17 protein-coding genes are annotated in these 23456 nt (G+C 46.5%); 9 read left to right on the plus strand and 8 right to left on the minus strand.

What is annotated here, in order from left to right; translation table 11 throughout:
* Window positions 1-116 precede the first annotated feature (116 nt).
* Window positions 117-1391, plus strand: coding sequence for a glutaminase (locus FTT68_RS11875; protein WP_180175385.1), 1275 nt, complete (start codon window positions 117-119; stop codon window positions 1389-1391).
* A 211-nt stretch (window positions 1392-1602) separates the two neighbouring features.
* Here FTT68_RS11875 and metH read toward each other — a convergent pair whose 3' ends face one another.
* Window positions 1603-5292 carry a methionine synthase gene (metH, locus tag FTT68_RS11880; RefSeq protein WP_104487315.1) on the minus strand — a complete coding sequence of 1230 codons (3690 nt, stop codon included), beginning with the start codon at window positions 5290-5292 and terminating at the stop codon, window positions 1603-1605.
* A gap of 481 nt (window positions 5293-5773) precedes the next feature.
* Between metH and FTT68_RS11885 the strand changes: the two genes are divergently transcribed.
* Window positions 5774-7393, plus strand: coding sequence for an inorganic phosphate transporter (locus tag FTT68_RS11885; protein WP_005179429.1), 1620 nt, complete (start codon window positions 5774-5776; stop codon window positions 7391-7393).
* A 324-nt stretch (window positions 7394-7717) separates the two neighbouring features.
* Here the strand turns inward: FTT68_RS11885 and FTT68_RS11890 are convergent, their stop codons facing one another.
* The 3 genes from FTT68_RS11890 to FTT68_RS11900 form a co-directional block, all read right to left on the minus strand.
* On the minus strand, window positions 7718-9256 hold the full coding sequence (locus tag FTT68_RS11890) for a hypothetical protein (RefSeq protein WP_180056461.1): 1539 nt from the start codon (window positions 9254-9256) through the stop codon (window positions 7718-7720).
* Between the two features lie 174 nt (window positions 9257-9430).
* Window positions 9431-9589, minus strand: coding sequence for a hypothetical protein (locus tag FTT68_RS11895; protein ID WP_005179424.1), 159 nt, complete (start codon window positions 9587-9589; stop codon window positions 9431-9433).
* A 122-nt stretch (window positions 9590-9711) separates the two neighbouring features.
* On the minus strand, window positions 9712-10329 hold the full coding sequence (locus FTT68_RS11900; protein WP_005179422.1) for a rhomboid family intramembrane serine protease: 618 nt from the start codon (window positions 10327-10329) through the stop codon (window positions 9712-9714).
* Window positions 10330-10488: 159 nt separating this feature from the next.
* Here FTT68_RS11900 and nfuA point away from each other — a divergent pair, with 159 nt between their 5' ends.
* The 3 genes from nfuA to FTT68_RS11915 all read left to right on the plus strand — a co-directional run bounded on the left by nfuA (window position 10489) and on the right by FTT68_RS11915 (window position 14745).
* Entirely contained in the window at window positions 10489-11127 is a 639-nt protein-coding gene (gene nfuA / locus FTT68_RS11905) for a Fe-S biogenesis protein NfuA (protein WP_180056463.1), read from the plus strand.
* 180 nt (window positions 11128-11307) lie between these two features.
* A complete protein-coding gene (locus FTT68_RS11910) occupies window positions 11308-13377 on the plus strand; it encodes a TonB-dependent receptor domain-containing protein (protein ID WP_180036484.1) in 2070 nt (689 codons plus the stop codon).
* A gap of 75 nt (window positions 13378-13452) precedes the next feature.
* On the plus strand, window positions 13453-14745 hold the full coding sequence (locus FTT68_RS11915) for a class I SAM-dependent methyltransferase (RefSeq protein ID WP_180036483.1): 1293 nt from the start codon (window positions 13453-13455) through the stop codon (window positions 14743-14745).
* Between the two features lie 30 nt (window positions 14746-14775).
* On the opposite strand, the gene FTT68_RS11920 is transcribed toward FTT68_RS11915, so the two are convergent.
* The gene (locus FTT68_RS11920; protein WP_180056465.1) at window positions 14776-15780 is read right to left on the minus strand and encodes a hypothetical protein; all 1005 of its coding nucleotides are present in this window, start codon (window positions 15778-15780) and stop codon (window positions 14776-14778) included.
* Window positions 15781-15794: 14 nt separating this feature from the next.
* Window positions 15795-16817: an alpha/beta fold hydrolase gene (locus tag FTT68_RS11925; RefSeq protein ID WP_180056467.1), complete on the minus strand. Its 1023-nt coding sequence runs from the start codon at window positions 16815-16817 to the stop codon at window positions 15795-15797.
* Window positions 16818-17126: 309 nt separating this feature from the next.
* Here FTT68_RS11925 and FTT68_RS11930 point away from each other — a divergent pair, with 309 nt between their 5' ends.
* The gene (locus FTT68_RS11930; RefSeq protein ID WP_034598190.1) at window positions 17127-17741 is read left to right on the plus strand and encodes a carbonic anhydrase; all 615 of its coding nucleotides are present in this window, start codon (window positions 17127-17129) and stop codon (window positions 17739-17741) included.
* Between the two features lie 96 nt (window positions 17742-17837).
* On the opposite strand, the gene FTT68_RS11935 is transcribed toward FTT68_RS11930, so the two are convergent.
* Window positions 17838-18449, minus strand: a complete 612-nt coding sequence (locus tag FTT68_RS11935) for an arylesterase (protein ID WP_016659292.1) — start codon at window positions 18447-18449, stop codon at window positions 17838-17840.
* 32 nt (window positions 18450-18481) lie between these two features.
* Between FTT68_RS11935 and FTT68_RS11940 the strand changes: the two genes are divergently transcribed.
* Together FTT68_RS11940 and FTT68_RS11945 are read left to right on the plus strand one after the other, a co-directional pair.
* Window positions 18482-19207 carry an ABC transporter ATP-binding protein gene (locus FTT68_RS11940; protein WP_180175386.1) on the plus strand — a complete coding sequence of 242 codons (726 nt, stop codon included), beginning with the start codon at window positions 18482-18484 and terminating at the stop codon, window positions 19205-19207.
* Between the two features lies 1 nt (window position 19208).
* Window positions 19209-21692: an ABC transporter permease gene (locus tag FTT68_RS11945; RefSeq protein ID WP_180056468.1), complete on the plus strand. Its 2484-nt coding sequence runs from the start codon at window positions 19209-19211 to the stop codon at window positions 21690-21692.
* A gap of 34 nt (window positions 21693-21726) precedes the next feature.
* Here the strand turns inward: FTT68_RS11945 and FTT68_RS11950 are convergent, their stop codons facing one another.
* A complete protein-coding gene (locus tag FTT68_RS11950) occupies window positions 21727-22545 on the minus strand; it encodes a rhomboid family intramembrane serine protease (RefSeq protein ID WP_104513533.1) in 819 nt (272 codons plus the stop codon).
* A gap of 78 nt (window positions 22546-22623) precedes the next feature.
* Here FTT68_RS11950 and mtgA point away from each other — a divergent pair, with 78 nt between their 5' ends.
* Entirely contained in the window at window positions 22624-23298 is a 675-nt protein-coding gene (gene mtgA, locus FTT68_RS11955; protein WP_045796058.1) for a monofunctional biosynthetic peptidoglycan transglycosylase, read from the plus strand.
* The last annotated feature ends 158 nt before the right edge of the window (window positions 23299-23456 follow it).

Genomic DNA, 23456 nt, shown 5'->3' on the forward strand with positions numbered 1-23456 from the left:
TTAGAAAAGCGATGCGTGTAGCGATGCTGTAACTGCCGGGCCAAAATGCACCGGCTTGCGGTATAAAATAAAGTTGCCATCTACAACAATGATAATGCCCAAAAAGGACCCATCCTATGCAAACGCCTGTTCCAGATTATTTAAAGCATGTTTTGTCACAATGTCAGCGCAATGCGGGCGGGCAGCTGGCCGATTATATTCCGGAACTGGCACAGGCTGATCCTAACAAGCTGGCGCTGGCCCTGTCCACCGCAGATGGCATGATTTATTCCAGCGGTGATGATGGTCATGAATTTACCATCCAGTCCATGTCCAAACCCTTTGCCTATGCACTGGTGCTGGAGCAGTTGGGCATTGAAGAAGTTTTGCAAAAAGTAGGCGTTGAACCCTCCGGAGAAGCCTTTAACCAGATTTCCTTAGACAAAGAACTGAATATTCCGAAAAACCCGATGATCAACTCGGGGGCGATTACCACCCATTCATTAATTCAAACTACGGCTGGCATTTCACGGGCCGAGCAGCTGCGCCGTTTTTTAAGTGAACTGGCCGGACGGGAATTAAGTTTTGATGAGCAGGTCTATACCTCCGAAATGAAGACCGCATTCCGGAACCTGTCGATTGGCTATATGTTGCGTACTGTCGGTGCACTGGACACTGACCCGGTCGAGATTGTGAATGGGTATATCCAGCAGTGTGCAATTAAGGTCACGGTTAAGGATTTGGCACACATTGCCAGTGTCTTGGCCAATGGCGGCCTACATCCGAAAACGGGCGAATGTTTACTGGATCGGGCCGTGGTGCGGCAGGTGTTAAGCGTGATGCTGAGCTGTGGTATGTATGATGCTGCCGGAGACTGGCTCACCACGGTGGGGATTCCGGCCAAAAGCGGCGTTTCAGGTGGGATTATTGGTGTGCTGCCGGGGCAGGTCGGTATTGCGGTATTTTCACCGCGTGTAGATGAACATGGCAACAGTGTCCGCGGGATTGATATTTTCGAGCGCTTATCTGCCGATATGGGCCTGCATCTGATGGAAGGGACGCCTTCCGCACAAACCATTATTCAGAGCTGTTATTGGGCTGGCAAAAATGATGATGTTCGCGTCTATGAACTGCGCGGAGTGTTGCAGTTTACCGAGTCAGAAATGTTGCTGCGCAATTTACAGGAAGAGCCACCGGGTGATACGACGATTGTACTCGATCTGACCAACCTCACCTTAATTCATGATGTGGGTGCACGGATGCTGTTTGAAGGGGTAGAGCGTTTGCAGCAAGATGGACATCGTGTGGTGGTGGTTGATTCGGAAGGACTGTTAAGTCAAACGCAAATTCAGAAGCATGCAGCGGTGCTGGTTCAGGAAGAGCTAGAGCGTTATTTGCAACAGTATGAATGAGGAAAGGGCCTCTCCTTCAACTTTTCTGGCGCTTTGTTTTAAATACCTCTCCCTGACCCTCTCCTGAGAGGCAGAGGGGGAACTTTACGCGAATTTGATGGTGGTTTTGGATTCGTAATTCATTTAATCACATGACAAAGTCCCCCTTTGAAAAAGGGGGATTTAGGGGGATTTTTAGTTCCCCCTTTAATAAAGAGGACTAGAGAGATTCTTAAGAAATCGAATCATCCAAATTCGGCGCTAACCAACGTTTCGCTTCATCCAGTGTCCAACCTTTACGCTGCGCATAATCTTCAAGCTGGTCGCCTGCGATTTTACCCACGTTAAAGTACTGGCTTTCAGGGTTGGCATAGTAGAAACCACTGACTGATGAAGGTGGCCACATCGCAAAGCTGCTGGTCAGTTGCGTACCAATCTTGTCAGTTGAGCCTAACCAGTCAAATAAAGGCGCTTTTTCAGAGTGCTCTGGGCAAGCAGGGTAGCCCGGTGCAGGACGAATCCCGACATACTTCTCTTTAATCAGCTCTTCATTTGACAGTTGTTCATTGGCCTGATAGCCCCAGAACTCTTTACGGATACGTTCATGCAAATGCTCGGCAAAGGCTTCGGCAAAACGGTCACCTAAAGACTGTACCAGAATGGCATTGTAGTCATCGCCTTTGGCTTTGTACTCATTGGCCATTTCTTCTGCACCAAAGATCGACACGGTAAAGCCACCTAAATAGTCTTCCGCTTCACCTTTTGGCGCGACAAAATCGGCCAGTGACAGGTTCGGTTTGCCAGTGACTTTGTCTGACTGCTGACGAACGTGCTGGAAAGTATGCGTGACATGCGTACCTGTTGCATCATACACTTCGACTGAATCTGCACCGGAACGGTTGGCCGGATACAGGCCAAATACCGCGCGCGCATCAAAGCGTTTATTGTCGATAATATCTTTTAGCATCGCCTGCGCCTGATTGTATAAATCGGTCGCTGCTTCACCCACCACTTCATCGGTCAGGATGGCTGGGAATTTACCGGCCAGACTCCATGAAATAAAGAATGGCGTCCAGTCAAAATATTCAACCAGTGTTTCCAGCGGATAGTTGGTCAGGGTCTGGGTACCAATAAAGTTTGGTTTTACCGGTGTATTGGCTTTAAAGTCAATTTTCAGGCCGTTTTCAATTGATTCTGCATAAGACAGTTTCGCCGCTTTAGGCTGCTTGTTGGCAATCCGCTCACGTACTTTGGCATATTCAGCACGAGTGTCTGCTACAAAGGCTGGTTTCATGTCTTGTGACAGCAGGGTGGTTGCCACACCAACAGCACGTGAAGCATCAGCCACATAAATCACCGCATCATTGGAATATTGTGGATCAATTTTCACAGCCGTATGCGCTTTCGAGGTGGTCGCACCGCCAATCATCAATGGAATATTGAAGCCTTTACGCTGCATTTCTTTGGCCACAAAGACCATTTCATCCAAAGATGGGGTGATCAGACCCGACAGGCCAATAATATCGACTTTTTCATCAATCGCAGTTTGCAGGATTTTCTCTGCCGGTACCATCACGCCCAGGTCAATAATGTCATAGCCGTTACAGCCCAAGACCACACCAACAATGTTTTTACCAATATCGTGGACGTCGCCTTTTACCGTGGCCATCAGCACTTTACCTTTGGACTCACCCACAGTTTTTTCTGCTTCGATGTACGGGTTTAACCAGGCCACCGCCTGTTTCATCACACGGGCCGATTTCACCACTTGCGGCAGGAACATTTTACCGGCACCAAACAGATCGCCGACCACGTTCATACCGTCCATGAGTGGACCTTCAATCACATCTAGCGGACGTTTGGCTTTTAAGCGGGCTTCTTCGGTGTCTTCATTAATAAAAGTGGTAATCCCTTTGACCAGCGCATATTCCAGACGTTTTTCCACCGGCTGGTTACGCCATTCCAGGTTTTCTTCTTCTTTTTTAACGCCCGACTGACCGCGATATTTTTCCGCGACTTCCAGCAGTTTTTCCGTAGCATCCTGACCGCTGGTACCCTGATTCTGGTTCAGAATCACGTTCTCAACCGCATCTTTCAGTTCCGGGTCAATATCATCATAAATGGCTAGCTGACCAGCGTTTACAATACCCATGGTCAGGCCCTGTTTAATCGCATAGTACAGGAACACGGCATGAATTGCTTCACGCACTGGCTCATTACCACGGAAAGAGAACGACACGTTAGAAATACCGCCAGAAATCATGGCATGTGGCAGATTCTGTTTAATCCAGCCCGTCGCTTCAATGAAATCCACCGCATAGTTGTTGTGTTCTTCAATACCGGTTGCAACCGCAAACACGTTCGGGTCAAAGATAATATCTTCAGCCGGGAAGCCCACGTCATTGACCAGCACATCATAAGAACGTTTACAGATTTCTTTTTTACGTGCGGCAGTATCTGCCTGACCATTTTCATCAAAGGCCATTACGATCACGGCAGCACCATACTGACGGCATAGACGCGCTTTTTCGACAAACTCGTCATAACCTTCTTTCAGGGAAATCGAGTTGACGACAGCTTTACCTTGTACACATTTCAGACCGGCTTCAATAATTTCCCATTTAGATGAGTCAATCATGATTGGCACACGGGAAATGTCCGGCTCAGAGGCCACCAGATTCAGGAAGTGCACCATCGCGCCCTGTGAATCGAGCATGCCTTCATCCATGTTGATGTCGATGACCTGTGCACCGCTTTCAACCTGTTGACGGGCCACATCCAGCGCTTCGGCAAAGTTTTCTTCACGAATCAGACGCAGGAATTTTTTCGAACCGGTCACGTTGGTCCGCTCACCGACGTTCACGAACAAGGAATCTTTGGTGATGTTAAATGGTTCTAAACCACTTAAACGGCAGGCAGGTTCAATTTCTGGCAGTTGACGCGGTGCAATACCTTCAACGGCTTGTGCAATGGCACGGATATGATCCGGCGTAGTCCCACAGCAACCACCGGTAATGTTAATTAGACCGCTTTCGGCAAATTCTTTTAAGAAGGCAGCGGTTTGTTCCGGGGTTTCATCATAACCGCCAAAGGCATTTGGTAAACCGGCATTCGGGTGTGCAGAAACAAAGACATCAGCCACATCGGACACGGTTTTTACGTGTGGACGCATGGCATCTGCACCTAAGGCACAGTTAAAACCAATAGAGAGTAAATCGCCATGACGCACCGAGTTCCAGAACGCTTCGGCAGTCTGGCCGGTTAAGGTACGGCCTGAGGCATCGGTGATGGTGCCGGAAATCATCAGCGGTAATTCGCGGCCCAGCTGTTTAAAGACTTCTTTTACCGCAAAAATTGCCGCTTTACAGTTCAGGGTGTCAAATACAGTTTCAATCAGCAGAATATCGGCACCGCCTTCAATCAGGGCGTGCGCGGCTTCAATATAGTTTTCTTTGAGTTCATCAAAAGTGATATTACGGAATGCCGGATCATTCACGTTTGGTGAAATTGAACAGGTGCGTGACGTTGGCCCCAAGACACCCGCCACAAAACGTGGTTTTTCCGGTGTTGAATATTTTTCACAGGCAGCTTTGGCCAGACGCGCAGCTTCACGGTTAATTTCCGGAACCAGCGTTTCCATGTGGTAATCCGCCATGGAAACACGCGTGCCGTTAAAGCTGTTGGTTTCAATAATGTCAGCGCCGGCATCTAGGTAGGCTTCATGAATACCTTGAATAATCTGCGGCTGGGTCAGTACCAGCAGGTCATTGTTGCCTTTCAGGTCATAGGCCCAGTCAGCAAAACGCTCACCACGATAATCGGCTTCTTCCAATTTATGGCGTTGGATCATGGTACCCATGGCACCATCGATAATTAAAATTCTTTTGGCAAGAAGTTCTTTCAGGGTAGCAAGCGTGGACATAAAAAACCCTTGTTTTGATGAATCAGAAATGCGCAATATTTTAGCAGAGTTCGACTGCTTTTTTCTGCAATTGATGGGATGGAACGGAACTTTGTGGCATCTTTGCTGAAAAAGTATACGTTTTCATGGGCTTATTTTGAAAATATACACATCGTTATAAATAAATCATTGTAAGGATTCATAAAATTGTCATATAGCTATGGCAGTATGAGAGAGTCTAAAAATGGGCCGGGTTTTGCTGTACTTGTAATATTTCAGTGTCATCAAAGATGACAGCAGTGACAGAAAACCGGATGAAGATGAGATGGTGGTTTATAAGTTTTTGATTTATTTTAAATATTTTGATTTTTTGTCTATAAAATTATCAGGAAATTGTGGCAAATAAAGTAGAAAAATTACTTTATTTGACCTGCTTTTGTCATATAATTGTCACAATTTAACTGAACAATAAGGGGATTTTGTATCCTCTTTTCCTGCTTGCATGAATTCTAATCAAACTCCCGTAGATTCAGCACACCAGTCGGCTCCGAAAAAGTCGACCAATGTTCATGTGCCAACACCGAAATTCTTTATGCCGGTGTTTCTAACGCTTATTATTTCAACGCTTATTTATATTGGCTTTCAATTATCGGCAGATTTATCGCATGTTCCGGCGCTTAGCCTGTATTCGGTGATTCTGCTGGCCACCGCTTTATTTATTGCGCTGGGCTTTGAATTTGTTAACGGTTTCCATGACACCGCCAACGCGGTGGCTACGGTCATTTATACCAATGCCTTGTCTGCACCAGTTGCGGTAATGTGGGCCGGTTTCTGTAACTTCCTTGGGGTGATGGTCGCCAGTGGTGCCGTAGCCTACGGTATTATTGCCTTACTACCGGTCGAGCTGATCATGAATGTTGGCTCAGGCGCAGGTTTTGCCATGGTCTTTGCCATGCTGATTGCGGCCATTCTCTGGAACTTAGGCACCTGGTTCCTCGGTATTCCGGCTTCAAGTTCGCATACCTTAATTGGTTCCATTCTGGGTGTGGGAATTATGAACTACATCCTCAATGCGGGCGCTGGTGCATCCGGCGTGGATATGGAACAGGTGATGAAAGTCGGTAAGGCTTTACTGTTCTCGCCATTAATTGGTTTTGCCTTTGCTGCCGTACTGTTCCTGCTGGTGAAAAAGATTTTCAAACGTCAGCTGGAACTGTTCCAGCCGCCTGAAGGCAACAAACCACCACCGCCATTAATCCGTGCCATCCTGATCTTTACCTGTACTGGGGTGAGCTTTGCCCACGGTTCTAATGACGGTCAGAAAGGCATGGGCTTAATCATGCTGATCCTGATTGGGATTGTGCCATTGGCTTATTCCTTGAATAAGGAACTGGACAACCAGCATATTCAGTCTTTCCAGCAATTGTCGACGCAAACCGCGTCTGCAATTTATGCCAACCATACCGATATTCCGGATGCTCAGGCCCGTGAAGTAATCACCAAGTACATCCAGACCAAGGAAATCACCCCGGAAGTGGTACCGGCTTTGGCCAGTTTGACTGATCATTTAGGTGAGCGTGTGGGGCAATACGGCGACTTGAAAAATATTCCGGAAGCAGAAGTGGCAGCATTGCGTAATGATATGTACCTCAGCACCACGTCATTCAAGCGTCTGGATAAAGCTGAAGCTTTACCTGCCATGAGCAAGGAACAGGAAAAAGTGGTCGATGATTACCGTGACCATCTCGATTCCTTCCTGCAATATATTCCAACTTGGGTTAAAGTTGCGGTGGCACTGGCACTGGGCTTAGGGACCATGGTCGGCTGGAAGCGTATTGTGGTCACCGTGGGTGAACGGATTGGTAAACAGCACATGACTTATGGTCAGGGCATGTCAGCCGAGCTGGTGGCGATGTCGACCATTGCCGCAGCAGATGGCTTTGGTATGCCGGTATCGACCACGCATGTCTTGAACAGTGCGGTGGCTGGGACCATGGTGGCGAATAAATCTGGCCTGAATTTCCAGATGGTTAAAACCATTCTATCGGCGTGGATTTTCACCTTGCCTGCAACCATCTGTTTATCGGGTGGCCTGTTCTGGTTATTCCTGAAAGTATTCTAAGCCGGTTCATCCGCAATAAAAAACGCTGCCTGGGCAGCGTTTTTTTATATCTGTAGATGAAACAGATGATCCAAATGCTAAGTCGTGACGTCCTTTATTTTTTAGATAGACAGCAAATCTACAATGCATTCTCTCAAGGGGTGAGGGCTGGGGGGTAAGGAAATAGCCTAAGTAATATCAAAGCTTCTCTTTCTTTAATGAACCTATCCACTCTTTTATCTTTCAGGTAGACAGCAGGTCTCTAAAAAAATCTCCCTCTCCGTTTTGGATACGTAGCACCGCTACACAAGAGAAAGAGAACGATCGAAGAGAGATTAAAATCTCTTATTTCTTTAACTTGGCCAGTAAGCCTTTAGGCAGCTTCTCGGTAGCAAAACCATATAAGGCTGCAAAAGGCAGGGCAGTACGGGCCAAATATGCGACACGCCATAAACCGCCATGGTTGGCCCCTTCCATCATCAACTCTAAAGGATGGTTCAGAGTCACTTCCGGATTGGCCACGGACTGTGGATTACGCAGGTCATGAATCCAGAGCGCGGCCATAATCGCATTGGTGGTTTCTGGCGCAAAAGCTTCTACATCAAACAGGCTGGCACCATTAAATGCCGCTTTTAATAACGGATTTTTAGTCACCGAATAGGTCGTGGTTGATGGTGCAATATTAATGCTGACGCGTTGTCCCTGATGACGGGCGAGGGTGGCGCGCCATTGCTGAATACGTTTGGCCAGCGCATAGTTCGGTCCTTGTTCCACCACCAGACAGTCGGCAATCCCGTAATCCTGTCCATTGTCTGAATGCACCAGATCATGCAGGTTTTTCTGGAAGAAATGTTGCGCCGTGACCGTTGAAACCCCATGGGTCAGCAGTTGCTGGGCTTTCGAGCGTTGCTGATACTTGTCTTTTGAGGCCTGAATCACATCGGCAGGCACTGCATAGACATCGGTTGGGGTGCACATAAACATCAGGCTGGTCTCGGCTTTTTGCGCGCTGACAGCCTGCATAATCGCATCCATCGCCATGGCCACACGCACGTGTTTTTCACCATCTAAATAGGCAATTGCAGCCAAATCCAGCTGCTGTTCAAACTGGGTTAGCCACTGGGCAATTTCAGGAGTTTGAGTCAGTAAATTGGCACCAAGCTGCTCTTTTAATAGCTCAGTCGTGCTGTTTTCATCTACCGCTTCAGTCGCTGGTGCATACAGGGTGGCATTACCCTGTTGCACGGTTTCTAGAATTTTGTTCCAGACCCGGGCATTGGGTAAATCGACCGCGACAATATTGGCTTTCCATTTCGATAGCCAGGTCAGAGGGCCAGCTTCAGAAGCAGCACCAAACAGCACCATGGTACGGTCCGATAAATCAAACCATTCTGGATGAGCCACTGCTGCACGTAAGGCTTGAGCATGACTGTGTTCGATAATCCCGCCATCTTCCCAGCGCTGGATTTGCTCAAGCAGTGCCTGACCTTGCAATTTTTGTCCCTGATACGGCACATACCACTCTGGTGCTGCCGTGCTTTGGCCCTGGATTTTAACTGTGTGCAAAGGCTGGGCATCGAGGCTCATCACATCTTTCAGCAGATGTTTTTGACCATGTCGATAAAACTCGAAACTGCTATGCGCTTTATTCAGACCCTGTTCAGCAATCTGAATCGGGTTCTGGCAGGTCTGAATGCCGTATTCGACCAGCGCCTTAAAATATTTGGGATACTGTTTGCGCCAGTTCTTTTCAGACAGGGTTTGCTGGGACAGTTGCGGTGCAACACCGGCCAGTGCCTCGGCAATAATCGCACGTCCTGTGCGTGAAGTACTGGGTTTCTGGTTTTCGAAATGTGGAAATTGTAGGCCGTCTAATGTGGACATGCAAAAACTCGCAGCTTGAAAGCAAATTAATATACAGATGTATACATTATCTATGCCAAATTGTGAGATGGGGTGGCATTAACTACCAAAATTGTATGAATTATCCAATGAAATTGCAGTTTATGAGGACGCAGTAAAAAGCCTCCATTCTGGAGACTAAATGGAAAAATGGGCTTAGCAGCGGCCTTTTTTGGCCTGACCTGGTGGGCAGAAATCTCCTGGATGGCCATAAATACGTGAGTCAGGATCAATCACCAAACGGCCTTCTGGGGTATGGACGGCACAGGCACTCAAGCTCAGTAAACAGCCGGCAATCAGAAATAACTTTTTCATCTCTCATCTTCCATCTTCGTTATTATTCGAGTTATTTTAGACGCCAACCGCTGCGGCATACTGTGTTAATTTGTAGTTATGCGTTGTCAAAATATACCGCAGGCGCTTCAGATTGCTCAAATTTAGAACGGAAGCTGACTAAGTTTATTCAGGAAATGTGGAATTAAACGCGGCTCAATCATGATGGTGATAATCACCCCATAGGCTGCTCCCCACAAATGCGCGCTGTGGTTAATATTGGAATTGCCACGTTTACCCGACCAGATGCTATAGGCCACATACAGCACCGCAAAAATAATTGCCGGAACCGGAATAAAGAACACGAAAATCAGTTTCCACGGTTCAAACAGAATATAGGCAAACAGTACTGCAGACACCGCACCGGAAGCGCCTAGACTGGCCCAGCGATGATCATTTTTGTGTTTCAGATAACTCGGTAAAATTGCGGCAATCAGACCGCCTAAATAAAACAGTACAAAGCCCAGATCATACAGATATTGACGGTAAAAGCTTTCAATAATACTGCCGAAGAAAAACAGGGTAATCATGTTAAACAGCAAGTGGGTACCATCGGCATGGACAAAACCGTGAGTAATGAAGCGGTCATATTGACCACGTTCCAATGCCGGTGGCCAGAAAATCAGCCGGTTCATGACTTTTTCTTTGGAAAAAGCAATAAAGGAGATAATCGCTGTAATCACAATCAGCGTAACAGTATGATTAAACGGTAAATCTAACATAAACAGATGTTCTTCTTTTTGGGTTTCCTGATCATAATGCCATTAAAAAACAAATGAAACAGAACTTTCATAGGATAATTCCGACAATTTTAGTTGAATTTTTTTAATTCCCCCGCATCTTCAGTTAAAATGGCAACTTCAGCATGAGGAAATATTGTTATGTCGACTGAGAACCACAGCACTGCAGTTGCAGAAGAGATTCCAAACTTATTGATCACCCCAAATGCTCAAGAGTATTTAAAAGATTTATTGGCAAAGCAAAATACACCGGGGATTGGTGTGCGCGTTTTTGTTGAGAATCCTGGAACGCCGCGTGCTGAGTGTTGTATGGCTTATAGTGCGCCAGAAGAAGTCGTACCAACAGATTATAAGCAGGATTATCCGGATTTTCCGGCCTATATCGACACCCCGTCTATTCCATACTTACTGGATGCGGTTATTGATTACAACAAAGACCGTTTTGGGGGCCAGCTGACCTTCCGTGCGCCTAACTCTAAAGTGCCACGTGTAGGTCCTGATGCCTCAATCGAAGAGCGTATCACTTACGTGCTTCAGTCAGAAATTAATCCAGGTCTGGCAGGTCATGGTGGTAACTGTGCACTGGTTGAAGTGGTTGAAGATCCTGAACACGGTTTGACTGCTGTACTTAAATTTGGCGGCGGCTGTCAGGGCTGTTCAGCAATTGACGTGACTTTGAAACAAGGCGTTGAAACGACTTTGAAACAGCACGTTCCAGAACTTGCACGTGTGGTTGACCAGACTGACCATAGTCAGGCTGAAGGTGCATACTTCAAGTAAGTAGCGAATAAAATTTAGCTTATAAAAAAGGCCTCAAATATTGAGGTCTTTTTTTTTTATTTGTATTTAATAATGATAATAATTATCAATAGTAATTGTATTTAGAGTAACATTTGATACAATGCGTCACAATTCCATCAATATTTCTTCATAAATCTACTTTTGGGGCGTAAATAGAGTATGAACACACCGTTTTTGAAATCGACGTTAGCTTTTGCAGTACTTTCAGCAATGGTTTCAACACATGCTGAAGTACAATCAGTTGCAAGTGCTAAAGAACAACAAGAATCTACTTCATCGCTTGAAGCTCCTACATCTGATGCTGTCAAACTCAATACGATTGTGGTCACTGCCAGTGGAACAGAGGTTAACGTGAAAGATGCACCGGCATCTATTAGTGTGGTAACCAGTGAAGATATTCAACGCCAGCCATTTAATAGCATTGCCGAAGTTTTAAGTGACTTACCGGGTGTGACAGGTGGTTATTCAAACGTAGGTGCTGGCTCTAAAATCACTTTCCGTGGTATGCCAGACAAATATACATTAATTTTGGTAGATGGTAAGCGTATTGGTAACCAGTCCTTGTTGGGCCATCGTCCAGACAAAGTCGATCAAGATTTAAACTGGATTACACCAGAAATGATCGAACGCATTGAAGTTGTGCGTGGTTCGATGTCTACGCTTTACGGTTCTGAAGCTGTTGGTGGTGTCATTAACATCATTACTAAAAAAGTACCGAATGAACTCTCAGGCAGCGTATCAGTAAATTACAGCAAGCCAGATACAAGCCAACGTGGTGATACTAAAACTTATGGCGCAACTTTAGCGGGTCCATTAACAGAAAGCTTAGGTTTCCGTTTGGGTGCGAACCGTACTGACCGTGCTGCGGACAAAGAGGCTGATGGTGGCTCTGGTTCTACTGCTGATACAGTCAATGGCCGTTTAACTTGGGCATTATCAGATAACCAAACCCTAAATTTCGATGCCTCTTGGGGTAATGATAAGTCAGAAACTGAAGAGACTGCCGGCGAACAATTCGGTTATGAAATGGAGCGTTTTGGCTTAGGAATTGGTCATGAAGGTCAATTTTCCAATGGCTTAACTACAAATATTGATTTGTACCATAACGAAATCCAAAACAATGACCAATCATTTGTAAATGATGACAAAGTTGAAACTAAAGCACTTGAAACAGTTCTGGATTTAAAAGCTACCCAAGAACGTCAAATCTTTGGTAAACGTAATGATTTAACCGTTGGCGCACAGTACAAATACGAGCAAGTATCTAACGCAAGCAATATGGGTAACTTAGGCGAAGACGTTAATGGTAATCTATTAACAAATAATGATTTAGAGCCAGATAACTATTCATGGTCGGTATTTGCTGAAGATCAAATTCATTTGCAAGACAACTTTATTTTAACCCTTGGTGGTCGTTTAGATAACGATGAAGAATATGGTAGTAATTTCTCTCCTCGTGGCTATGTTGTTTATCACCCGTCAGAAGCATGGACAGTAAAAGGTGGTGTATCAAGTAGCTTCCGTGCACCAAATTTACGTGAACGTTCTGGTACCTCAAGTACGGGTTCTATGGGAATGGGTTGTACTTCTTTAATTCCTTTGGGCTATCCAGGTGGTGGTTGCCAAATGTTGGGCAACCCAGATCTAGATCCAGAAACCAGTGTGAACTATGAACTTGCAGTGGGCTATGAAGAAGATGGTTATGGTGTTGAATTAACTTACTTCTTAAGTGACATCGAAGATCTAATTCAAAATAGCTATTTAGGCTCAACACCAAGTGGCGTATGGTATACGACGCAACGTAACGTAGGTGAAGCACGCACAAGTGGTCTAGAGTTAACCTTTAAATTACCATTAACAGATTATTTACGCTTTAACGGTAATGCGACCTATATGCTTGAGTCTGAGAACAAAACTACAGGTGAGTCACTACTTGAAACTCCTGAGTTAACGTTAAATGGTTCATTGTTATGGGACGTAACAGATTCGCTTAGCTTGCACGCTAAAGTACAATATTTGGGGAAACAATCCTTACAAATTGGCGACACTACGCCTACTTTTGCCAAAGCATATACCACTGCAGATATAGGTGCCAATTATACGTTTAATGATCATTTGACATTCCGTGCTGGCGTACAAAACGTTGCGGGTGTCAAAGTGGATACAGGTGCTGATTATGGAACCAGTAACCCTGCGGTATACTATGCAGGCTTCACCACAAAATTCTAATTGCTAGCTAGACTGCAAAAGCCCATAAAATAGGGCTTTTGTTGTTTTGAATACAATTTAAATAGATAAGTGACTATGATGAACTTACATGATGGATATGTGGTGGATGTGCCATATCCAACTTTTGTACACCGTCAAGCCATGCCGACATGGTTAAATATGGTAGTACAGCAGCAGGGTATACAAGCGCCAGATCTAAAACGACCTTTTCGCTATTTAGAGTTGGGCTGTGCTATGGGTATTCATTTGCACTTAACAGCCGCCGCACATCCGCAAGGTCATTTTGTGGGTGTTGATTTTAATGCCCAACAGCTCTTGGTTGCCCAAGAAGGTATTGAACGTACACATATCTCGAATATTGAGTTGATTCATGCCAGCTTTTCTGAGCTACTGACTCAGCAACTTGAACCTTTTGATTTTATTGTTACGCATGGTGTATGGTCATGGATCGCCCAGGAGCATCAGCAGGCAATTGTTCAATTGGTCAGCCAATTGCTCAAACCCAATGGCATTTTTTATTGTAGTTATATGAGCCATCCGGGGGCGACTCATTTCACTTCAGTACAGAAGTTGATGCTAGAGATGTCACAGCATTTGACAGGAGACTCTGCCAGCAAAGCAACGCAGACTGTACATTTTGCTCGTCGTTTGGCACAAACTCAACGTGGATTATTTGAAAAAGTACCAAGCCTGGCAGATGATTTAACTGCATTGGCACAAGATAAACCCAGCTATATTGCCCATGACTTTTTGTCACAGCATTGGCAGCCACAACATTCTGCGGACATGATTCGCCTGATGGCACAACAAGGTTTGGCCTTTATTGCTGGGGCAGGTGTCATTGAAAATATTGACGTTTTAGAATTTTCACCTGAAGTTAGACGTATGTTAGACCAGTTGCCAGTGCTCACATTACGAGAAACCAGTAAGGATATTTTACGTAATACTTTGCAGCGTCAAGATGTGTATGTGAAAAAGGCGCAAAAACTCAATCAAGCACAGCGTAGTGCCTATTATGATCAGCAATTGTTTTGCCTGACACCGCAAGCACCTGTAGGGCAGTCATTAGCTCAGGATGAAAAGTTGGGGCAGCTTCATGACCTGGTGCCGTTATTTGAACAAGTGCTGTCCAGTTTATCGCAACATGCCATGAGCACACAGCAGCTTTTGAAGCGCAGCAAGTTAAAAATTTCTGCACAACAATTTAGTGAGATTTTGATGGTGATGGTTTGGGCTGGTTATGTACATCCATGTGCGGCGCAGCAACATCCACAAATGGCAGTAAAAATGAATATGTGGATGCACGAACAAGCTTTGCCGTGGCGTGTGATTCCTGAATGTGCCACGGCAATTTCACTGTCAAGTTGAAAGATTTTGAGCAAGCCGCAACAGTACAGATCATTCAGGATTTAAAATTTTCTGTGCTGTATCAGAGTAATAAAATTTCTCTAAATAAACACGCGCACGTTCACGTAAATGACCTTGTGAAATCATCTGCTGAATAATCGGTGTCAGCAAGGCATTCAGTTCATGCTGAATCAGCGACTCATTGATATTCAGATCACGCAATAACAGGTCAAAAGTGCGTTCCTGATTACGGACATACCAGGCGTGTACCCCATCATGTAGCTGCTGTTTTAAATAATCACTCTGGCGCATAAAGTCCCAGATTTCATGACCCAGCGCCACAGTCTGTGGCAGATCCTGTACTTCAATATAGTTTTTTAAGACCGACAAAGGCAGGTCTTTAATCTTGTGCCAGATATTGGCCTGCAGATGATAGAGCTTGTCATCATCAAAATGCTGGTTCAGGACCGATTCACTCATCTGGCTAAGCTTTAAGATATTCTTTTGCAAATAGGCGCTGACTGCACTGTCTAAACTGGAATCGGTCACTGTTTCCAGTACCGATTTGCCCATTTTCATAAAACGCGACACGCCAGGCACGCTTTTGGCAATCAGTGAATTGTCCAGATAATCCTGAATCGAGTGCTGGATTAACTGGCTGATCATTGCAGAAAAGGCCGGATTGCTTACTACGGTTTTAATCAGACGCTGACGATGACCACTTTTGCTGGCCACATACTGGGCAATTTTATCAATGGTCAGTACCGGAATGACATCGGCAATTTTGGCGCTGTCATTCACCGGATGCACTAGGGCAAAGCGGATGTGTTCTGCAATCTGTTCAATCAGAAAGGCGCTGGCCGGCGTGTCTAGAATCTGTTTTTGCAGCAGGGCATTCAGCTGTTCGCAGCTCCAGAGATCTTTCAGATGCTGCTTGCGGAACCAGTGATAAAAATGCAGAAATTCCTGCTGTACGGTTTCAGGCTGAGAAAACTCATGTGCTAAAAAGTCAAGATGAGCTTCAATCAACTGCTCAAGCATCGGGTTTTGCTGCATACAATCTCTGGAACTTAGTTTAAAGGAATCAGTTTATCAGCTAGCGGGTTTTTTAGGTTCTGTGTTTTGGCCAGGAAGGGTAAATAATGTTGTACCACCTGCTGTTCGGCTTCCAGCATTGGCACATGACCGACATTATTTAAAATGACCGGGGTTTCCGCGCGTTTAAACATACCCTGTAATTCTTTGGCGACTTCAACATTAATAATTTTATCGTGCTTGCCCCAGAGAATCAGGGTCGGTGCTTCAATATTGCGGGTGAGGCGGGCAAAGCTGTCTGGGGTGTAAATCCGGTTTAGGGTCACCATCTGATCAATAAATTTTAAGGATTGACTGGCCCGTGAAATTAACAGTTTTTCTTGAGCAGATTTAAACTGCTCTGGTACTTTCGGCGGGTTTTGCATCAGCTGATGCGCAATATGGTCTAAATCGCCCGGCGCGGTGACCACCAGATTTTTCAGTAACAGCGGATCTTTGGTATAAGGCGTATTGGAGTGTTTATAAATACCGGCACTGTTCAGCAGGAACAGGCTTTGGGTATCAAACGGATATTGGGCTGCATAGACCGTTGCCACAGAGCCACCCAATGAGTGTCCGGCAATATTCAGCTTGTCGGCAATATTCAAGGTTTCTACCAGCTGACGCAATTGTGCGCTCATGCTTGGTACAGACAGGTCGAAATTGCCCGAACTCTGGGTTTCACCGGTATTGGGTAAATCGGGGATAATCACATGATAGGACGGGGTGAGAAATTTGGCCACCCGGTTCCAGTTGTCGCGGTGTCCGGCAAAGCCATGTAACAGCAAAATGGTTGGCCGATTAACATCGCCGCCTTCATTATAGCGCCAGGTAATATTGCCAATTTTCAAGCTTTTCGAGACCAGACCCGCCGCCTGGCGTTCAGTCTGATAATAATGCTGCACCACTTGCTGTTCAGGCGAGAGTTTGGCGGCAGAGCTGAGCAGAGGTGCAGACAGTGCCAGTGCCAGGACTGCCAGTCGTGGCCAAGACAAAAATCGCGAAGAATCCTGCTTCATTGACGATATCCCCAAGAATATTTTTTAAATAGGCGTCGGCTTGGCTTGTTTGAATTGTGTAAATTTTCGCCTTAAGTCGAATTGAAAATGCTGTTTCTGGTTATTGTAAGGGCTTTGCAGAAAATGTCACCTAGCTGTTTTTTGATCGGGTTGGTGTGCTGCTTTTGAAGTGTGATGTAAATCGCAATTACTTTAGGAAAATTTGAAAAAATTTATCTTATAAAAATTGATCAGCTATTTTTTTTGCAAGTGACTTTGTCCCGGCAGAGGATTAAAATGCTGAAAATTCAAAAACTGGTGGTAACAAGAATGCTCACAGCTCAAGAGGCTTTAGAACGTCTTAAACAAGGAAACCAACGTTTTGTTTCGGGCAATACCAATCATCCGAAACAACTAACCCACCATCAACGTGCAGAGATGGCCGAAGACCAGAATCCTTTTGCGATTGTGCTCGGTTGTTCTGATTCACGTGTACCTGCAGAAATGGTTTTTGATCAGGGACTCGGCGATCTGTTTGTGATTCGTGTGGCAGGGAATATTGTTGCGCCATCTCAGGTCGGCAGTGTTGAATTTGCGGCAGAGCGTTATGACTGCGCCGTGGTTGTGGTCTTGGGCCATAGTCACTGTGGCGCGATTCAGGCCACCATTGATACCTTGATGTGCCCGGACTGTCCACCATCTGCCAATCTGATGTCAATTGTGAACCGTGTTCGCCCGTCCGTAGAAACGCTGATGCAGACTGAACTGAAAAATGATTTGGCCAAGCTGTCGAAACATGCGGTTCGTTCCAATGTGTTTGCCTCAGTCAATCAGCTACGTCATGGTTCAGCAGTGTTAGAAAACCTGATTGAACAGGGGCAGCTGAAAGTCGTAGGTGCAGAATATTCATTAGAAACCGGTGAAGTAACTTTCTTTGATTTTTAATTGATTCTAAAAATAATCAAAAAGCGGGCATTGATGTCTCGCTTTTTTTATGGCTGAAATCCGGATCTTGAAAACCATCTCAGCGTTGAATCGGCTTTATTTTAATGCTGCCTGAATCAAGGGATAGGCATTTTTCAGCAAAATGGGCTGGGCTGCAGCCGTCGGATGGATCAGATCTTTTTGCATCAGGGTATTTTTACCGGCGACACCGTCTAGGAAGAAGGGCAGTAATTTGACCTGATAACGCTGGCTCACCACTTTGTAGTTATTTTCAAACGCCTTGCTGTAGGCGCTGCCATAATTGGGTGGCATTTTCATGCCAAATACAATCACCTTGGCTTTGGCCTGTTGACTGTGCTGAATCAGCCGCGCCAGATTATTTTGAATCAGCTGCGGTGGCTGACCACGCAAGCCATCATTACCGCCCAGTTCAATTACCACCACATGCGGCTTATGCGTTTGCAGTAATTTGGGCAAACGTGCCAGCGCGCCGCTGGTGGTTTCGCCACTCACACTTGCATTGACCACTTTATGCTGTTTCGGATACTGTTGTTCTAAACGTTTTTGTAACAGATGGACCCAGCCTTGTTGTGGTTGCAAACCGTAACCGGCACTTAAGCTGTCACCCAGAATCATGATGGTTTTGGCAGACACCAGCATGGGCATGAAGGCCAGCCCCGCCACAGCGAAATAAGCAAAACAACTCATTTTGAAATTGCGAATGTGCATTTAAGGATACTATGACTCAATTCACTACAGATACCGCCATCATGCCACAAAGCATTATTTCTGCCCAACAATTGACACAAAAGATACAACTTGCACAAAAAACACTGACGATTTTTGAAAATTTAAATCTGGAGATCCGGGCGGGGGAACAGGTGGCGATTACTGGTCGTTCCGGTTCAGGCAAATCGACCTTATTGGGGATTCTGGCGACCTTGGATCAGGCCAGTGCCGGGCAGTTAACGGTCTGTGGTGAATCAATTCAGGAGCTGAATGAAGAACAGCGTGCGCTGGTGCGGCTGAAATATATTGGTTTTGTATTCCAGTCGTTTCAGTTATTGCCGCATTTAACCGCACTAGAAAATGTCATGCTGCCGCTACGCTTGCAACCGAATTTTAAATTTGCCGAGGCCGAACACAAGGCGCGTAATTTACTGAAAAAAGTCGGACTGGAACGGCAGGCAGAGCAGACCCCAAAAGTCCTGTCGGGTGGTGAGCAGCAGCGGGTGGCGATTGCCCGGGCTTTAATCAGTGAGCCTAAAATCATTTGTGCCGATGAACCGACCGGGAATTTAGACGGCGAAACCGCCAAAGAAATTGAACAGCTGTTATTTCAACTGAACCGTGAACTGGGGACCACCTTGGTGCTGGTGACGCATGATCCGAAACTGGCGCAGCAATGTCAGCGCCATTTTGAACTCAGTCAGGGACAATTGCTGGAACACCCGGCAGGAGGATGAGATGAACCCGTTATTTCGTCCTTTACTGACCCAGAGTTTTAAAAGTACCGGTGTTTATCTGTTACTGATTGCGCTAATTCTGGCAATTAGTGCCACAACCGCGCTGAAATTCAGCAATGAGCAGATTCAAAATGCGGTGGCTTTGCAGGCGGCAGAAATGCTGGCCGGTGATCTGGTGCTGTCCGACAATAAACCGATTGCACCGCGCTGGGAAGCGGCAGCCGATGAATTGGCGCTAAAGCAGTCGCATGTTACGGTATTTAGCTCGATGGCACATACCGGCGATGAATTTGTGATGGTGAATGTCAAAGCCATTGATCAGGCCTTTCCGTTACGCGGAGAGCTGCGGGTTGCGCCGCAGCCTGCTGCTGCCATTCAACCGGGCGAGGTCTGGGTTAGCCAGCGCGCGATGGAGCTGCTAAAAATTCAGGTGGGCGATACCTTAAATATTGCCGATGGCGCCTTTCAGGTCACGGCCAGCATCGAGCATGATTCCAATCAGGAACTGGGTTTTAGCGGTTTTTCACCGACGGTGATCATTGCCCAGCAAGATGTGGCGCGTACCAATGCCATTCAGGTTGGCAGTCGGATTAATTACCGCTTGCTGATGGCCGGTACACCCCAGCATACTCGCCAGTTCGAGCAGGATTTTAAACAGTATCAGGAAAGCTTGCCCAAGACCCAGGAAATTGACGGGCAGAATATCAGTGAGCCGGATGGGCTGCGCCTGCGCAATGCCAGTGAAGGCAATACCCGCTTGATGCGTCCAATTGCCAATCTGGATACCTTTTTACAGCTGGCCAATATTCTCACCATTTTACTGTGCGGCATTGCCATTGCCCTAACCAGCCAGCGCTATGTACAGCAGAATCAGGATCATATTGCTTTAATGCGTTGCATTGGCGCGACCAAGAAGCAGATTCTGGGCGCTTATCTGACCTTGTTGGCGGTGGTGCTGTTACTGGCGATGCTGCTCGGTAGTGCGGTCGGCATTACGCTAGGCTATGGGCTGTTGCAATTGATGTTACAGCTGATTCCGCATTTGCAATTGCAGTTTTCCGCTGTCGAGATGCTGCTGGGGCCACTCCCGATTGCCATGCTGACCAGTGCCGTGGTACTGCTGGGCTTTATTTTGCCAAGTCTGTGGCAGCTGCTCAATACCCCACCAATCCGGGTGATTCGCCAGCAGGAAAAATCGGTTCAGTCGATGTTGTGGATGCTGCTGACCGGCACACTCAGCCTGATGCTGTTTAGTGTGGTGCTGACTGAAAATATCGTACTAACGCTATGGGTCATGGGCGCCATCATCCTGCTGTGTAGCGTACTCTATGCCGTAGTCTGGAGTTTCCTGAAACTGATCCGTAATTTAAAAAGCGGCATCTCGGCCTATGTACGCACGCCGTATCAGACTGCGTTTCAGATCACCGCACTGGCGCTGGGCCTTAGCCTGATTACCGTGCTGGCAGTATTACGTACCGATCTGCTGGATCGCTGGCAGCAGCAATTGCCGGAAGGCACGCCGAACCAGTTTGTTTATGGTTTACCACCGTTTGATATGCCGGAGTTTCAGGCGCAACTTGAACAGCTGGGCTGGCACAGTACGCCGCTGTACCCAAATGTGCGCGGGCGGCTGGTGGCCAAAAATGATCAGCCCTTTGCTGAAGCGCTAATCCAGCACAATAATTCGCTCCGACGTGAATTAAACCTGACCCAGGCCGAACGCTTTCCGGCCGACAACCTGATTGTGGCCGGACAGGAACAGTTTAGTCAGGTCGGGCAGGTCTCGGTTGAAGCCAATACTGCGCAAGAGCTGGGCATTGAGATTGGCGATACGCTGACCTTTAGTTTGCCGGAAGGCTTGTTGCAGGCCAAAGTCATCAATCTGCGCAGCGTGGAATGGGAAAGCTTTAGCCCGAATTTCTTCTTTATTTTTTCACCGCAGACCATGGATGAAAATGCCGGCAGCTATCTGGGCAGTTTCTATGTGCCAGAGCAGGACCGGCCGGCACTGGTGCAGCTGATCCAGCAGTTTTCCAATACCGTATTTATTGATGTCAGTCTGATTCTGGAAGAGATTAAACGGATTGTGAATGTGTTGGTACAGATTATTACCATTCTGGCAGTGTTGGTGGCCGTGTCCGGGATTCTGGTGCTGATTGCCTGTTTAAACCTGCTGATGGATGAGCGGAAACGTGAAGTGGCCTTGCTGCGTTCTTTTGGTAGTTCCAAGCAGAAACTAAAACGGATGATGAGTCTGGAAATTGGTCTGATTGGCGGAATTGCCGGAGTGGTGGCCTGTCTGTTTGCCGAGGTGATTAGTGCGATTGCCAGTTACCGGATGGAACTGGCAATTCAGCCACACTGGGAAATCTGGCTAATCTTGCCGGTTGTAATGACTTTATTGTGTGCTTTAATTGGCCGTTATCGGCTTAGTTATTTATCTGATATTCCGCCTTTGCAAAGTCTGCGAGAGATGAATCAATAAGTTTCATCTCTGCATTAAAATGGTGGGGTATGCGTTACAGCTGCAATTGCTGGCGCATCATCTGTAGAATTTCCTGCCACAGCGGGGCAAGCATCTGTACCTGTTGCAGACAGTACTGATAAAACAGCCAGCTGATGATGGCGGCGCCGGTCAGCGCCAGCAGTGAAAACAGCGCTGACTTGTGCAGCTTCTGGCCGATGTACCAAAGTGCTGCCAAGGCTGCACCCATCACCATGCCGCCAATATGTGCGGCATTGTTAATTCCGCTAATCATAAAGCCCATAAACAGGTTCAGGCCCATCACCAGTAACAGGGTTTTCTTATCCAGCAGAAAACGCTGTTTCGGCAGGCGTGGCAATAATGATAAAACCGTCAGGGACGCACCCAAACCCATCACCGCACCGGATGCACCAGCGCTCACACTTGGCAGTAAATCCGGGCTGGTCAGGCCATGCGCGAGAATCTGTAAGGAATCCTGAATCTGTAAATAGCCACTGAGCAGGCTGCCCATCAGTCCGGCCAGTACATACAGGCCTAAAAAATACGGCCGGCCAAAAAGCTGTTCGGCCACGCTGCCAAAAATATACAGGGCCCACATATTCAGCATCAGGTGAATCATGCCAAAATGGAAAAACATGCTGCTGAACAGACGCTGCGGCTGTTCGAGAAAGGTCAGGGGAGCATAGTCGGCGCCCCAGAGAATCGCATCTCGGGTGCTGGGCTGGCTGGCATCGACACCGGTCAGGATTTGCCAGGCAAATACACCAATATTGAGGGCAATCAACAGGGCCGTCAGCCACCATAAATGCGTTTCGGGTTTACGGTGAATCAGCGGCGGTGAATATTCAGACATGCTATTTTTATACAATGATGATTTATTTCGTTATAAGCTTAACACGAAAAATTCACGCCTCAGGAGCCCCAAGCTGACATGAAAGCTTTTATTGTCCGTACCTTATTAATTCTTGTCAGTCTGTTTTTATTGATCCAGTTGTGGATTTTCTCGAGTCTGGCCTGGTGGCGAACCCAGCCGGTACAAAGTACCATGATGATGCGCCTGGACTACTGGTCAGATACTTCCCAGCCCATCCGGCATGAATGGCGTGACTATGACCAGATCAGTGAATATCTGAAAAAAGCCGTGGTGGCTGCCGAAGATGGCAAGTTTATGCAGCACCATGGCTTTGACTGGGAAGGTATTCAGCATGCGCTGGAACGCAATAAAGATCAGGGACAGGTGGTGGCTGGTGGCTCAACCATTTCACAGCAACTGGCGAAAAACCTGTTTTTATTTAACCAGCGTTCATTTTTACGCAAAGGCCAGGAAGCGATTGCCACTTGGATGATGGAACGCATGTGGAGCAAGCAGCGGATTCTGGAAGTGTATTTAAACTCGGTAGAGTTTGGCGACAACATTTACGGCATTGAAGCCGCGACCCAGCATTATTTTGGCAAGTCCTCACGCAGCCTTAGTCGTGAAGAAGCGATTTTTCTGGCTGCGATTTTGCCGAATCCGAAATATTATCAGGACAACCGTTCCGGCCGTGGTCTGGAACCACGTAAACGCATGATCCGTAAATACATGCGTTACAGCGAGATTCCTTGAGTTGTAAAATTGAAAAAAAGCCCACAGCAGTGTAATGCCAGTCAGTTAAGCAAATATTAGAAAAATGTAGTAAAAATGAGTGTATGTAAATACGCTCATTTTTTTATGTCTTTATCTGAACATTTAGAATCCACTCTTGAACATGCTCTCCCATCACT

The organism is Acinetobacter sp. Q85-2, from assembly GCF_013420555.1.
GTDB lineage: Bacteria > Pseudomonadota > Gammaproteobacteria > Pseudomonadales > Moraxellaceae > Acinetobacter > Acinetobacter indicus.

Coding starts and splice junctions, on each gene's coding strand:
- FTT68_RS11875 (WP_180175385.1), top strand. CDS start 117: ATGCAAACGCCTGTTCCAGATTATTTAAAGCATGTTTTGTCACAATGT.
- metH (WP_104487315.1), bottom strand. CDS start 5,292: ATGTCCACGCTTGCTACCCTGAAAGAACTTCTTGCCAAAAGAATTTTA.
- FTT68_RS11885 (WP_005179429.1), top strand. CDS start 5,774: ATGAATTCTAATCAAACTCCCGTAGATTCAGCACACCAGTCGGCTCCG.
- FTT68_RS11890 (WP_180056461.1), bottom strand. CDS start 9,256: ATGTCCACATTAGACGGCCTACAATTTCCACATTTCGAAAACCAGAAA.
- FTT68_RS11895 (WP_005179424.1), bottom strand. CDS start 9,589: ATGAAAAAGTTATTTCTGATTGCCGGCTGTTTACTGAGCTTGAGTGCC.
- FTT68_RS11900 (WP_005179422.1), bottom strand. CDS start 10,329: ATGTTAGATTTACCGTTTAATCATACTGTTACGCTGATTGTGATTACA.
- nfuA (WP_180056463.1), top strand. CDS start 10,489: ATGTCGACTGAGAACCACAGCACTGCAGTTGCAGAAGAGATTCCAAAC.
- FTT68_RS11910 (WP_180036484.1), top strand. CDS start 11,308: ATGAACACACCGTTTTTGAAATCGACGTTAGCTTTTGCAGTACTTTCA.
- FTT68_RS11915 (WP_180036483.1), top strand. CDS start 13,453: ATGATGAACTTACATGATGGATATGTGGTGGATGTGCCATATCCAACT.
- FTT68_RS11920 (WP_180056465.1), bottom strand. CDS start 15,780: ATGCAGCAAAACCCGATGCTTGAGCAGTTGATTGAAGCTCATCTTGAC.
- FTT68_RS11925 (WP_180056467.1), bottom strand. CDS start 16,817: ATGAAGCAGGATTCTTCGCGATTTTTGTCTTGGCCACGACTGGCAGTC.
- FTT68_RS11930 (WP_034598190.1), top strand. CDS start 17,127: ATGCTCACAGCTCAAGAGGCTTTAGAACGTCTTAAACAAGGAAACCAA.
- FTT68_RS11935 (WP_016659292.1), bottom strand. CDS start 18,449: ATGAGTTGTTTTGCTTATTTCGCTGTGGCGGGGCTGGCCTTCATGCCC.
- FTT68_RS11940 (WP_180175386.1), top strand. CDS start 18,482: ATGACTCAATTCACTACAGATACCGCCATCATGCCACAAAGCATTATT.
- FTT68_RS11945 (WP_180056468.1), top strand. CDS start 19,209: ATGAACCCGTTATTTCGTCCTTTACTGACCCAGAGTTTTAAAAGTACC.
- FTT68_RS11950 (WP_104513533.1), bottom strand. CDS start 22,545: ATGTCTGAATATTCACCGCCGCTGATTCACCGTAAACCCGAAACGCAT.
- mtgA (WP_045796058.1), top strand. CDS start 22,624: ATGAAAGCTTTTATTGTCCGTACCTTATTAATTCTTGTCAGTCTGTTT.